14 protein-coding genes are annotated in these 13,387 nt (G+C 43.8%); 12 read left to right on the top strand and 2 right to left on the bottom strand.

Going from position 1 to position 13,387, the window contains the following annotated elements:
* Positions 1-76: 76 nt before the first annotated feature.
* The 8 genes from ACYX4N_RS01310 to mutM all read left to right on the top strand — a co-directional run bounded on the left by ACYX4N_RS01310 (position 77) and on the right by mutM (position 6,449).
* A complete protein-coding gene (locus tag ACYX4N_RS01310) occupies positions 77-424 on the top strand; it encodes a hypothetical protein (protein WP_474803209.1) in 348 nt (115 codons plus the stop codon).
* 94 nt (positions 425-518) lie between these two features.
* Complete coding sequence (locus ACYX4N_RS01305; RefSeq protein WP_474803207.1) at positions 519-1,208, top strand: YjbF family lipoprotein; 690 nt, start codon at positions 519-521, stop codon at positions 1,206-1,208.
* The gene (locus ACYX4N_RS01300; RefSeq protein ID WP_474803205.1) at positions 1,208-1,957 is read left to right on the top strand and encodes a capsule biosynthesis GfcC family protein; all 750 of its coding nucleotides are present in this window, start codon (positions 1,208-1,210) and stop codon (positions 1,955-1,957) included. The genes ACYX4N_RS01305 and ACYX4N_RS01300 overlap by 1 nt, the downstream gene beginning before the upstream one ends.
* Positions 1,954-4,068: a YjbH domain-containing protein gene (locus tag ACYX4N_RS01295; RefSeq protein WP_476055355.1), complete on the top strand. Its 2,115-nt coding sequence runs from the start codon at positions 1,954-1,956 to the stop codon at positions 4,066-4,068. Before ACYX4N_RS01300 ends, ACYX4N_RS01295 begins: the two co-directional genes overlap by 4 nt.
* A 329-nt stretch (positions 4,069-4,397) precedes the next feature.
* Positions 4,398-4,634, top strand: a complete 237-nt coding sequence (gene rpmB, locus ACYX4N_RS01290) for a 50S ribosomal protein L28 (protein WP_012516576.1) — start codon at positions 4,398-4,400, stop codon at positions 4,632-4,634.
* Positions 4,635-4,645: 11 nt separating this feature from the next.
* Positions 4,646-4,801 (top strand): 50S ribosomal protein L33, encoded by a 156-nt coding sequence (gene rpmG, locus ACYX4N_RS01285; protein WP_012516577.1) that lies wholly within the window; start codon positions 4,646-4,648, stop codon positions 4,799-4,801.
* Positions 4,802-5,174: 373 nt separating this feature from the next.
* Positions 5,175-5,639, top strand: coding sequence for a hypothetical protein (locus tag ACYX4N_RS01280; RefSeq protein ID WP_474803200.1), 465 nt, complete (start codon positions 5,175-5,177; stop codon positions 5,637-5,639).
* Positions 5,640-6,449 carry a bifunctional DNA-formamidopyrimidine glycosylase/DNA-(apurinic or apyrimidinic site) lyase gene (mutM, locus tag ACYX4N_RS01275; protein ID WP_476055354.1) on the top strand — a complete coding sequence of 270 codons (810 nt, stop codon included), beginning with the start codon at positions 5,640-5,642 and terminating at the stop codon, positions 6,447-6,449.
* 100 nt (positions 6,450-6,549) lie between these two features.
* On the opposite strand, the gene coaD is transcribed toward mutM, so the two are convergent.
* Together coaD and ACYX4N_RS01265 are read right to left on the bottom strand one after the other, a co-directional pair.
* Positions 6,550-7,038, bottom strand: a complete 489-nt coding sequence (gene coaD, locus ACYX4N_RS01270) for a pantetheine-phosphate adenylyltransferase (RefSeq protein ID WP_179981907.1) — start codon at positions 7,036-7,038, stop codon at positions 6,550-6,552.
* A gap of 108 nt (positions 7,039-7,146) precedes the next feature.
* A complete protein-coding gene (locus tag ACYX4N_RS01265; RefSeq protein WP_476055353.1) occupies positions 7,147-7,872 on the bottom strand; it encodes a 3-deoxy-D-manno-octulosonic acid kinase in 726 nt (241 codons plus the stop codon).
* A 72-nt stretch (positions 7,873-7,944) separates the two neighbouring features.
* Here ACYX4N_RS01265 and ACYX4N_RS01260 point away from each other — a divergent pair, with 72 nt between their 5' ends.
* The 4 genes from ACYX4N_RS01260 to ACYX4N_RS01245 all read left to right on the top strand — a co-directional run bounded on the left by ACYX4N_RS01260 (position 7,945) and on the right by ACYX4N_RS01245 (position 13,157).
* Positions 7,945-8,970, top strand: a complete 1,026-nt coding sequence (locus ACYX4N_RS01260; protein ID WP_474857195.1) for a glycosyltransferase family 9 protein — start codon at positions 7,945-7,947, stop codon at positions 8,968-8,970.
* Between the two features lie 87 nt (positions 8,971-9,057).
* The gene (locus tag ACYX4N_RS01255) at positions 9,058-9,531 is read left to right on the top strand and encodes a hypothetical protein (protein WP_476055352.1); all 474 of its coding nucleotides are present in this window, start codon (positions 9,058-9,060) and stop codon (positions 9,529-9,531) included.
* Entirely contained in the window at positions 9,528-10,703 is a 1,176-nt protein-coding gene (locus ACYX4N_RS01250) for a hypothetical protein (protein WP_474857196.1), read from the top strand. The genes ACYX4N_RS01255 and ACYX4N_RS01250 overlap by 4 nt, the downstream gene beginning before the upstream one ends.
* A gap of 9 nt (positions 10,704-10,712) precedes the next feature.
* Positions 10,713-13,157 carry a bifunctional diguanylate cyclase/phosphodiesterase gene (locus ACYX4N_RS01245; RefSeq protein ID WP_476055351.1) on the top strand — a complete coding sequence of 815 codons (2,445 nt, stop codon included), beginning with the start codon at positions 10,713-10,715 and terminating at the stop codon, positions 13,155-13,157.
* Positions 13,158-13,387: the final 230 nt, after the last annotated feature.

The following is a 13,387-nucleotide window of genomic DNA, read 5'->3' as shown; positions in this document are numbered from 1 at the left end:
GTCGATTATAATCTAGTCAAATGGTTGAAAATGATTTAGCATAGGACCTAGTGGGTAATTTTTTTAAAGGACTGTTATGAAGAAGTCAATTATTGCATTGTTTGCAGCTGCTACTATGGTAGCTGGTGTTAACGCACAAGATAACGAAGGTGGAACTTCAGGTATCGGTGGCGTAAGTGGTGGCATGATCGCTACTGGTGTTGTTGCTGCTGGTATCATTGCTGGTGTTGCAAACAACAACTCTGCAGACGCGCCAGGAAATGGTGGCACTACTCCAACTGACCCAACTTGTGAAGGTGACGATCCACTAGTAGACGGCGTATGTGTTGGTACAACTAACACTGTTACCGTAACTACTTCTGGTACTGTAACTCAAACAATTACTGTGCCTGTTACATTTACTTACGCGCCGACCGTACAGTAAATTTAAGAGTATTCGAAAAAGCCGCTTTTTTTAGCGGCTTTTTTTATTTTTACAGCAAAATTTAATTGTCCTTAGTTTTTGTCGGCGTACCTTAATGAAACTACACATTCTATCAGCCATTATTGGCTTTCTTTGCCTGTCTCTATCGGGTTGTTCTACAACAACCGTTGCCTATTACAATACACTAAAACTAGCTTTAAAAGACCGCACAGTGACTTACACCGTCGATGAAATTGCGGCGAGTAAATCAGATATTATGCAAATTAAAGCAGGGGAGCGGGATACTGCGTCTCTTGCGTTAGCCTATATTGATGGCGATAAATATAAGTGGGTATCAGGTGATAAAGTTATTTTCACCATGCATCACGGCATAATTGTAAAAACTGAAGGTTTAGATAACGACCTCTTTTATACAGGAAATTTGCAGCATAATCCGTTAGCCACCAACGATGTTTTGCCTTTTAGCTGGAAGCGTAAAGTGGACATCGACGCAATTGGCTATGGTGTTCCAGTAGACTCTTCATGGCGAATTGTGGGCGAGGAAACCCACGAATACCTAGGCTTTACTGTGCCCCTTATTAAAGTCGTAGAAACCGTAGACTTTTCAGAATATACCCCGTTTATCGACGTGGGTCTGTCGTGGGAAAATACCTACTTCTTGCACAAACATACGAAAGAACTGATGGCCACAAAGCAACAGTTCAGCCCTAAGGGAGACGTGTACGACATGGTTTATCTAAGCCGTGTAGTCCGTGAGATGAACAAACAAGGAGTAACGCAATAATGAAGTTTATTTCTACGCTTTTTATTGCCTTGGGTCTTATTACATCTACTAGTTTATATGCCAATGACGGTCTTGTAAGCGTTATGGTGAACAAGCAAACTTATCAGTTCGACCGACCAATCAGGTTATCAAGTGTGTTGTCTATAGTGGCTGATAATGGCGATTGGTATTGGCCTACAGCTTCTGCATTTGATTTAACCAACCCAACAGCTGAAAGAGAAAAAGAGATTGCGCTGTCGCAAATAAGGGAACTGCTGGCTAGCTTTGATAAAGACTCAGACACTCACAAAGCGCTACGAAACCTCTTTGATCAAGTATCTTCATGGACGGTGTCTACACGTATCGATATGCCTATTTCTTACAATCGAGCTAGGTTGTTCTTCGAAGACAACCCTATGTTCCAGCCGGGTAAATATTGGATCCGTTTGAATGGGCGCCCTAACGTAGTGCATTTCTCGGGCGCGGTAATAAAGCCAGGCGCTTATCAACATCAAAGCGATACCTCAATTTACACGGCGGCTCATACGGTTAAAAAGGCGGTAGACGCCGACAGAAGCGTTGTTTACGTTATTGATCCCATGGGCAATATAGAAGAGAAGGGTATTGCTTACTGGAATTTAGATTTTGCTCAGCTTATGCCGGGTAGCCAGGTTTACGTGCCTATTTCTTCAGAGCTTTTCAGCAATAAACTTAAGCAATTAAATGAGCGGGTTGCCGCGTTAGCTGTACATAGGGTCTTACCTCAATGAGTGCGCCAATATTTCAGAAAAAAGTATCTAAGAAAAAAACACTCGCGCTGGTAATTGGCAGCGCATTGTCTTCTGCCACGCTTGCCGATACTCAACTTCGCGTTACGCCTTCTCAAATGGTGCAAGGCGGTAATGGCCTAATCCAAACGCCAACCGCGCGTATGCGAGACGAAGGCGGAATGGCCATCAACTACACCGATAACGGCGAATATCGTTTTTGGTCAGTTAATATCCAGCTTTATGATTGGATGGAAGCGACCGCTCGCTATACCGACGTACGTACACGTTTATATAGCCAAGTTGAATCATTCAGTGGCGACCAAACCTTAAAAGATAAGGGCCTAGACGTTAAATTCAGGCTATGGAAAGAAAGTTATTACCTACCAGATATTAGCGTTGGTTTTAGAGACTTCGGTGGCACAGGCTTCTTTGAAAGCGAATACGTAAACGCCAGTAAATCGGTGGGGCCGTTTGATTTCCATTTAGGCTTAGGCTGGGGATATTTAGGAACAGCTGACGATATCACTAACCCATTTTGTGAGGTTAGAGACAGCTTTTGTGAACGCCCTGGCGGGTTCTCAGGCCGTGGTGGTAAGGTCGATTACGATCAATTTTTTAAAGGTACTACTGCCTTCTTTGGTGGCGTAGAGTACCAAACGCCGTGGGAACCTTTAACGCTAAAGCTAGAGTTTGAAGGGAACGATTACTCACGTGACAGAGCCGGTCAGTTAGAGCAAGATTCTCGCTGGAATGTAGGCGCGGTATATCGCTACAAAGACTTTGATTTCTTGTTAAATTACCAACGTGGAAATACCATTGGTTTTGGCGTGACATATCGCTTCAACATGAACACAGCATCACAGATCAAATTTGACGATGCGCCGCGAAACTTAATGGGAAGAAATGCGCCATCCAATATTAAAGATGTAAATAAATCACGTCTTTATAATGACCTTTATAATTCAGGCGGTTTTGTTTTGTCCGATGCTGAAATTAAAGAAGACAGTGCAATTTTCTATGGAACGCAGGTTAAGTATCGCGATCAAGATGAAGCTATTGAGCGCGTGGGACGCGTAGCGGCTTCTGAGCTTCCTGATAGTGTTAAAACTTATCATATGGTAGATAATCGTGGCGGCATTCCTATGGTCGATACACAAATAGATGCTGAAGCCTTTATCTCTGCCGCCCGCTATGAGTCAGTGGATGCTGAAATAACAGAGACTTACATAAGAACGTCACCTTCTGAAGAAGTGATGGACGCTTACGACCCCGAAAATACGTCAGGCTTTTTCTATAGCACCGACTTCTTTTTCACTCAATCGTTTGGTAATCCAGAGGACTTCTACCTTTATCAAACTGGGCTATTACTCAACGGTGGCTATGCGTTTAATGAAAACTTCTCGGTGGTGAGTAGTGCACGAGTGACGCTTCTTGATAACTTCGACAAGTTTAATTACCTCGTAGATGGTGAAGACGTGTCTTTACCTCGCGTGCGTACCCGGGTACGTGAATATGTGTCTGAAAATGATGTATGGTTAGATACCGCGTTTTTACATTACAAAGACGATATCGCTGACGACCTTTATGCTCAAGCATACGCAGGTTATCTTGAAACCATGTTTGCTGGTGTAGGTGGTGAAATTCTTTATCGCCCTGTCGATAGTAATGTCGCCTACGGCATCGATATCAACTACGTTAAGCAGCGTGATCCTTTCAGCCAAACAGGCTTAGAGGATTACGATACGATAACCGGCCATGCAAGTGTCTATTGGCAGCCTGAATTCCTAGATGATACGCAAATTACGGTTAGTGCAGGTCAATTCTTAGCGAAAGATAAAGGTGTAAATATTGATTACGCCAAACGCTTTGATAGCGGCATTATAGTAGGTGCTTACGCTGCCTTCACTGATGTATCGTCAGAAGAATATGGAGAGGGCAGTTTTACTAAAGGCTTCTATATTTCCATTCCTACCGATTTGTTCTTGCTAGAGCCGTCGAAAGGGCGAGGATTATTCCCTTGGGTACCAATCTCTCGTGACGGTGGGCAAATGTTACGCCGACCTTCAAGATTGATAGATTTAACTGAAGTTAGGTCGCCTTTTTTTGACTAAATAGAAAAACGCCACGTGAATGTGGCGTTTTTTTGCCCGTAGATATTTTAATTCAGCTAAGAAATTAAAGTGTAGATTAGGTATTTATTCGTAGCGTAACTGCGAAGAGAAAAGTACAATACAGGCCGTGAAAAATGAGTGCTGGTGGTATTTTGTGCAAAAATAGTACGTAAAAGTAACCTTTTTGTACTTTCTTATTGAAATGATCCTGCCTTTGCTGTATAAAATGCGCCCTCTAATTTATAGTAATACGTCATTTGACCCAACCACTGTTTGAGCGCTTGGGATTAACTGACGCGACAGTTATCGTTGTTCTGGAGACAAATACAATGTCAAGAGTATGCCAAGTAACAGGTAAGCGTCCAACGGTTGGTAATAACCGTTCACACGCACGAAATGCGACTCGTCGTCGCTTTTTACCAAACCTTCAAACACACCGTTTTTGGGTTGAGAGCGAAAGCCGTTTTGTAAAACTACGTTTGTCTGCTAAAGGCATGCGTATCATCGATAAGAAAGGTATCGATTCAGTACTAACTGACATCCGTGCCCGTGGTGAGAAAATCTAAGGAAGCCGACAATGCGTGATAAAATTAAACTAGTTTCTTCAGCAGGTACAGGTTTCTTCTACACCACTGATAAAAACAAGCGTAACATGCCTGGCAAAATGGAGATCAAAAAGTATGATCCCGTTGTGCGTAAGCACGTTATGTTCAAAGAGGCCAAAATCAAGTAATTAGCTTGCTTTTGTCTCCACGAAAACCCAGCCTTTGCTGGGTTTTTTGCTTTAATATCCTTTGCAATTGCTCGTATAACTCTCAGATCTCAGCGAGATCGCAACGTAGCGCACAAATGATCCCAAATAATTCATAGGCCAATAATGGCCTTGTCTATATCAGATCAGACGTTGCCATCAGCCTGAAAAAAGTTTGCTTCTAAAAGTTCAAGACACATAAAGCTAGGCACCAAACGCTAAGCAGCACTATGGTTTATGTAAACAAACGCCCATACATTTTCAAAGCCATCTAAAAATATTGAGTTAGCTTATAAGAGAGTGAGGTATTACTATATTCCGGTATTTATAGTCGACCACTTTACAGGAACAAGGCGTGGCAAGAATTTCTCAGCGGGCAATGAACAATGTGGTTATCGTTGCGATGCTCATTATGATTGCACTGTTTAACTTAGACAGTTTGCTACCGAAGAAAAATACGATACAAACACTTAGTTTGTTACCTGAAGATGCTTACGTGCTAAAGATAGAGCATGATAACAATAGCCTGGAACGTGTCGGGCAACAATGGCGTCAAAAAGGTCTTAACACCAGCCTCGCTGTAAAGCCTGATGAGCAGTTTTCACATTGGCAACGGGCAATGTTGAATCCAGCGACTGAAGTGCCTGAATCGGTTTTGAATACACAGCCGCTTATTGTAGTGGTGTGGCTGGCGGGTAATAGCGACGGCAAGGTTTACGCTATTTATCCTAATACATCACCGGTAGTGATCAAATTCGAAAATAACTGGTACACATTAACCAATACCGACCTTGATAAATTATTACCTTGGACACTATAAATGCCTGAATTACCAGAAGTTGAAGTAAGCCGTTTGGGCGTATCACCTCATCTAATCGGCAATACCATTACTCAAGTAGTGGTAAGAGAACGTAGAATGCGCTGGCCCATACCAGAGGAAGTCTCACTGGTTGAGGGACAAAAGGTAATAGCGGTAAAGCGTAGGGCGAAATACCTGCTGATTGAAACAGCCACAGGTACACTGGTTTTACATCTGGGTATGTCAGGCAAACTGCGGGTTATTGACGCAAGTACACCTATTGTGAAACACGACCACGTGGATATAGTTTTAAATACTGGTAAGTGTTTACGCTTAAACGACCCTAGACGCTTTGGGGCGGTTTTATTTCAGGCGCCCGATACACAACAAGCAATGTTTGACAACTTAGGCCCTGAACCCCTTACAGACGACTTTGACGATAAACGTTTGTTCAGTTTATCGCGCAACCGCAAAGGTCCGGTGAAGAACTTCATTATGGATAACGCTATCGTTGTTGGTGTGGGCAATATCTATGCGAACGAAGCTTTGTTTCTTGCAGGTATCGACCCGAGAAGAGCCGCGGGCAATATTAGCGCCGCTCGTTACAAGTCACTTACTGCAACAATAAAACAAGTGCTCGCTAAAGCTATCGAGCAGGGCGGCACTACGCTCAAAGACTTTGCACAAACCGATGGTAAGCCAGGCTACTTTGCACAGCATTTAAATGTGTATGGAAGAAAAGGTGAGCCTTGCGAAGTGTGTGGCAAAGCCATTGAAAGCAAGGTAATAGGACAGCGAAACACCTTTTTTTGTACTCGCTGCCAGCGCTAATAGCTAAAAAAGAGTCACAACTAGAAAGGTTTACAGCTAGAAGGATAGCTTAAAGCAACACAACTCTGTAAACCTGCTGTACTGGAAAGCGCCGGTTTACCTAGCTCTTCTTACCTAGCCTGTCTCTTAACGCTTGCTCTACTACCGGGTGGCAAAAACCACTTACGGCCCCGCGATGCAAGGCTACCTCTTTCACTAGAGTAGAAGAAATAAACGAGTTTTCTTCAGCTGGAGTTAGAAATACACTTTCAAGCTTCGGGTTTAGGCGTCGATTCATATTGGCCAGCTGGAATTCGTATTCGAAATCAGATACCGCGCGTAAACCACGAATCAAAATAGTCGCGTTTTGTTCATCCGCAAAGTCCGCTAGTAAACCAGTAAACCCTACTACTTCAACATTAGGCAGATCGGCGGTAACTTTCTTTATCATTTCTACCCGTTCCTCTAGCGTAAAAAGCGGTTTTTTACTGGGGTTAGAAGCGATAGCCACAATGACGTGAGAGAATAGCTGAGACGCCCGCTCAATAAGGTCTGCATGACCGTTAGTAATTGGGTCGAAAGTACCTGGGTAAAGTGCTCTAGTGTGCATAAATTGAATCTTATTGTCGTATAGGGTTTATAGGTTCAACTGGGCTACTGTACCACATTAACGAGTAATGCTAAGTACTGCTGCAATTATGTTTATTATTCGCGGTTTTTAACGCTTCACCAATTCGTTATAGCCACCTAAGCACGCCGTCCAATCGTCTTTTTTCCAGTGAAATACCGGGTTTTTCGCTTGCTCTTTATGCAAAGAGCGCAATAGACGATCTAGGTTACTTTGTTTCCAGCTATCCCCTTTACGTTTCGAGCAGCGGTCAAAGTCGATTAGCCAAATTTGCTTATCGCTATCAATCATAATATTTCGAACATTCGCATCGTGATGATAAACCTGGCAATTGTGCATTCGAGCCAGCGCTCGCCCGACTTCATGCCATTCGTTTTTTGATAGTGGCTGCTGGCACAAAACGTGGTGCAGGTCTTGGCTATTAGGAATGTTAAGGGTGATAATATCGCCCCGATAAATCAAGCCTCTGCGGTGGATACGAGCAGCGACAGGAATAGGTACCAAAAGACCTTCACCTCGCATGTATTCGAGCAATGCGAATTCTTCGAAAGGTCTAGAACGTTCAATGCCATTAAAAAAGTACTGGTCACTGAGTACCTTGCCTACCAGTCCGCCACGCATAAAGTGCCGTAAAACCCAGTGTTGACCTTCATGCTCAATGAAGATGGTTGTACCACGCCCCTTGGCTTGACCTGTTATCTTGTTTTGTAGCTGCCAAAACTCAGGGCTAAACATTTCTGTATTAGGCTGACTGACTAAGGTATTGTCGAAAATAAAGTGGTGCCCAGCACCTATGTCTCGTCGCATTGTCGCCATGTTGCCCACAACTTATGGTAAATTTCATATTCTAATGATTTATTTTGGTTTTTCAGCAACGAGAGAGCTTCTGTGGGAAAAAAGATTTGTTTAATGCGCTTATCGGCCATTGGGGATGTATGTCATGCTGTTGCTATGGTTACTCGAATTCAATCACAGTGGAACGATGCTGAAATTACGTGGGTAATAGGGAAAGTGGAGTATCAGCTTGTGAAGCTGATGCCAAACGTACGGTTCATTATTTTTGATAAATCAAAAGGGAAAGCTGCAGTGGAGTCGCTTAAAGCAGAAGTCGCCGGTGAAACCTTTGATGCTTTATTAATGATGCAGGTGGCATTACGGGCAAACTTAGCTTCGCGAGTGATTAAAGCAAAACAGCGCATAGGTTTTGACTGGGCGCGAAGTAAGGAGCTGCACTGGTTGTTTGCCAATAAACGGGTGGCGGCTACAAAGCACGCTCATGTGCTTAAAGGTTTTATGGATTTTGCCGATGCATTGGGCGTACCTGAGCCAAAAGCTGTTTCTTGGAGTATTCCTGTTGCATCAGAAGATGAAAAGTGGGGAGAAGAACAAGCTAAAACCTTGGGTAAATATGTCGTTATTTCACCAGCGGCAAGTAAGGCTGAAAGAAATTGGTTGCCGCAACGATACGCAAGTATTGCTGACTATATCCAAGAGGCCGGTGTCACCGTGATATTATGTGGCGGTCCAGGAGATTTAGACCGCAAAACTGCTGATGCAATTAAAGCGAGTGTGAAATATCCGCTTAAAGACTTTACTGGGCAAACAACATTGCATCAGCTGCTTATGTTACTAAAGCATGCTCACCTAGTTATTGCACCAGATACTGGGCCTGCTCACATGGCAACTACCGTGGGCACGCCTGTTATTGGGCTATACGCACATTCTAATCCACGTAGAACAGGGCCTTACAACAATCTTGAAAGGTTGGTGTCGGTTTATGATGAATGCATAGAGGAGCAAAAAGGGAAACCTTGGAGCGCCTTACCGTGGGGAACGCGAGCCAAAGGGAGCCAGTTAATGGAAAAAATTACCGTAGACATGGTTAAGCAAAAAGTTGCGCCGTTCCTCGTTTAATTTTTTTATCGTAAGGTAAAACTACCAACTATTATCTACACTTAGCGTTGTGCTGTGTACTTCTGTTGAACAGGGAGTCGTTACTTAATGAAAAAGCCCGCTTTGCGATGGCTGTCCGAGATTCATTCTTTTGCTGCATTTAGAAAAGTACTGCTAACACTAGCAGTGCTATTCATGTGCTTGCCTAAAGTAAATGCATCGGAACTTAACGTCATGGTGAACGAAAGTGTAATGGTTGAAGAACTTAGTCGCTCCGAACTGCGTCAGATCTTTACAGGGCAGCGCCAGTATTGGGAAAATGGCACTAAAATTACCGTTTTCGTACTTCAAGACAGCGACGAGCTACACCGTCAATTTTGCCGCGATATTCTTCAAATGTTCCCTTATCAGCTGTCTCGTCTTTGGGATCAAATTACCTATTCTGGCCAAGGTATCACCCCTATCAGAGTAACCTCTTATCAAGCGCTAGTGGATGCATTGGAAAACACGATAGGTTCTATCGGTTATGTTGAGCGGACCGATATCGTCAAGCTTAGACGCGTTGAGGTAGATTTAAAATGAAAATATACATCGCTTTAGCGCTTGGGCTATTTAGTTCGCATGTTATTAGCGCGCAATCAGATTTTACATGGCATGGTTATGTTTCACAGGGCTTAACCCAGTCGAAAGACAGTAGCTTTATAACTGATGACAATAACGTGACGGGTGAACTCACCGAAATCGGTTTAAACGGTTATTATCAGCTTGCTGAAAATATATCCATTGCAGGTCAAATAAACTATCTAGAGGGTGGGAATCGCTTCGAGCAAGGTGCTCGCCTCGATTATTTATTTGTTGACTGGAAATTACCTGACTTACCTGGCGGGTGGCAGGGCCAAATTCACGCAGGACGCTTTAAAAACATCCACTGGCTTTATTCATCAACCAGAGATGTCCCTCAAACGCGATATACGTCAGTACTGCCTCAGTCGGTATATTTTGACGGATTCCGCGATGTTGCTTTGGGCAGTAACGGAATACTAACCAGTTTCTCTCGCTATGGTAAAGAATTTACGTGGGAGCTTAACTGGAGCTATGGCCGCTCGAACATTAATGACTCTCAGCGCGATTTTCTCTTAGGCGATGCAGCTGAGGGCAAAATCAAACAAGATTTCGTGCATCAAGCTAGCGTATTTTTGCAGCCCTCATCAATGACGTGGAAGGTAGGCGCGAGTTGGCTTAATTCCGACTTCAGGTACACACCATCACAAGACGATAACCGTTTGTCTGGTGGAGCTAATGTTGAGCGCTTTATGCTGTCCGCCCAATATTTTGCTGAGAAGTGGGAAGTCACTGCAGAGATACTTCGTGAAAAACAAGACAGCCAAGGGTTATTTTCCCCTGACTTTGCCGAAAAACGCACCGGTGAAGGTGGTTTCGTTCAATTTAGATATTTGTTTAACAACGAAATCAGCGGTCTTATTGGCTACGATACTTATATCAACGATACCTCCGACAGTGACGGTAAAAAACTAGAGGCAAGTACTGGAGGGCTTATCCCTGCTTACTTTGGCTACCAAGATACTTATACGGTGGGGTTACGCTGGGATATCGCGCCCAAATGGCGATTACAGGGCGAATATCACTGGGTTGAAGGTGCAACGCGTGTAGTCAGCTTATTAAACCGTGATGTGGCATCCCACGCCGATAAGCATTGGGAAATGTGGTCAATACAATTGATGTATTGGTTTTAAGGGTAAAAGATGAAGGTTCAGGTATCTTTTACCACGAAAACCATCGCTATTTTACTGGCAATGGTTTTAACCGTTACTATCGTTATATCCACCGTGCTAATTCAAGAGTCTGAAGCACAGGTTGTGATGCAGCAGCGGGAAAGCCAAATTAGCAACCAGCGTAGGGTTCAGCTATTCGAAGACATACTCCATAGCCGTATGATCACCCTCATTGATATCATAAGCCGTAAAAATGGCGCGTATTCTAATAACCTTGATAATTTACATAATACGCTAGATGACCTAAGCGAATACCTAACGCTCAATTTTCAGGTAGAAACCCTTTACTTATTCGATGAAAACGGCGTTGTTGGAAAGCCTACTTACCCCGTTAACAGCACCATCAAGCGGCTTGTAGATTCTACCCGGGCCTCATTTGAAAGTCGTTCGTTACTGGTTTGCGAGAGCGTATGCACGCACTACATTTCAATACCTATAATGGCATCAAGCGAAAAAGTGCCGGTTATTGTCGTGTCGACTTCCATGCGAGAGTTACTGTATTTATTTAGCCGCGCCACCGATGTATATAAAGTCGCGGTTGTTCAGGTAGATGAATCACAGGTTGGAAAACTTGCGTTAAAGGTAGCAAGTCAGGTTTCCGCTGCGAACAAACAATTTTTAAATTCGCTTATTAAGGCATTGCCTGAAAACTGGCGTGTTGACGACCTCGTAATAAAAGGGGTAAACGTAGAGTTAGAAAACCAGCAGCTTCTGGTTAGCCTTTTGCCTTTTGACCATGCGGCAGGCGATCATCCTTATTTGCTTATCGTTCAAGATGTCTCAGCAATGATACGTCAGAACGAGCAATATCAGTACGTGGTTATTTCAAGCGCTATCGCATTATTTCTTCTTTTTTCTTCGTTGCTCTATCTTTTCTTAAATCAATATCGCACACGGCTTTTAGACATAAGCGAGCGTCTGCCGATGTTGGCTGAGCATAAGTTTAGCGAATTCTATACGGTCGCAGCTAAGCGTCGAAAGCAGCCGGTATTTAAGCTAACCGACGAACTCGACGTAGTTGAGGAAGCGGCGAACGATTTAGCGCGCCAGCTAGAAAGCTTTGACGGACAAATGGCAATTAACACCGCTAAGTTAGAAAAAATGGCCATGTTCGACGTGCTGACAGGCCTACCCAACCGCAACATGTTGACCTTTCAAATTGAAAAACAACTGGCCAGCTCAATTCGAGATGACAGGCTAGTAGCGCTCATGTTTATGGATTTAGATGACTTTAAAAAAGTTAACGATAGCCATGGGCACGATGTCGGCGACAAGCTGCTTAAAGCTGCGGCAATGAGAATTTCCCGTCCTATTCGGGAGTCTGATATTGCATCGCGGTTTGGGGGCGATGAGTTTGTTATCTTACTGTCGAATATAGAGAGCAAAAAACATGTCGACACGGTCGCGCAAAAAATTATCGACGAGTTTCAAGAGCCCATTATTGTTGATGGCGTTACTTTTTATGTTTCAATCAGCATTGGCATTGCCATTACTAATCATTCCCGCGCTACGCCGGTAGAGCTGCTGCGCCATGCCGATATAGCGATGTACGAAGCTAAGGCGAAAAAAGGTGCTGAGTTTAGGGTATATGACGCCACTATGAACCTTAAGGTAATGCAAAAGGTTGAATTGGAGTCTGAAGCCCGCGAAGCGCTAAGAGGCAATCAGTTTAGCCTTGCCTTGCAACCCCAAATAGACATGCACAGCGGTAAGCTCATGGGCTTTGAAGCACTGTTACGCTGGTATCATCCTAAAAAAGGGCATATATCGCCAGGCGACTTTATTCCTCTACTAGAAAACACGTCATTTATGCTCGAGCTAGATTACTGGGTGATTACGCGTTCCACTCACTTAGTTAACGAGCTCAAAACCAGCGGCTACCCAGACATCAAAGTGGCAATTAACTTATCGGCCGGGCAGTTCCTCGACCCCAGTTTGCCAGAGTTTTTACAGCACCAAATTATTAAAAACGATATCGCTCCCGATCAAGTTTGCTTAGAGCTAACTGAAACCGTGTTGGTCTCTGATATCAAACGGGCTACGGGGATAATGCAAACTATACGTGACATGGGGTGCATGTTAGCGATTGATGACTTTGGAACCGGCTATTCATCTTTAAGTTACTTAAAATCATTACCAGCCGACTTTATAAAAATAGATCGCTCTTTCGTTGCCAACATCGCCAGTAGTGCAGATGACAGAAACATCGTGCATTCCACCATATCCATGGTGCGTAACATGGGCATGCAGGTGGTAGCTGAAGGCATTGAAACCAATGAGCAATACGAGTTGCTTTGCCATTTCGACTGCCATCAGGGCCAGGGCTATCTTATTAGCCGTCCTATACCTGAAGTAAACCTTTGGGACACATTAAGGGACAAAGTAGAAAACGGTTTTTGGAAAGACTTTGCCTAGGGCCTGTTGACCTTTGGTGTACGAATTTTGGTCTAAATGGAAGCCTTTTAATCGCGAAACAGTCCTGCAAGCCTAGCGGGCTAAGTTAAAGGACTGTGACAAAGAGTAAAAGGCTTCCATAACGACCCCTACGGGCAGCGCCTTTGTGCCATCTATACTGCGTTGAATGTTCTCGATTTAGAACCACTAAACCGTCAAACATTCGCCTTGTCTAGATGGCACACAGACCG

It is taken from the genome of Alteromonas sp. ABH4_452 (assembly GCF_056311825.1).
Note: the sequence above shows the minus strand (reverse complement) of the source record. Positions and strands in the feature narration are given on the sequence as shown.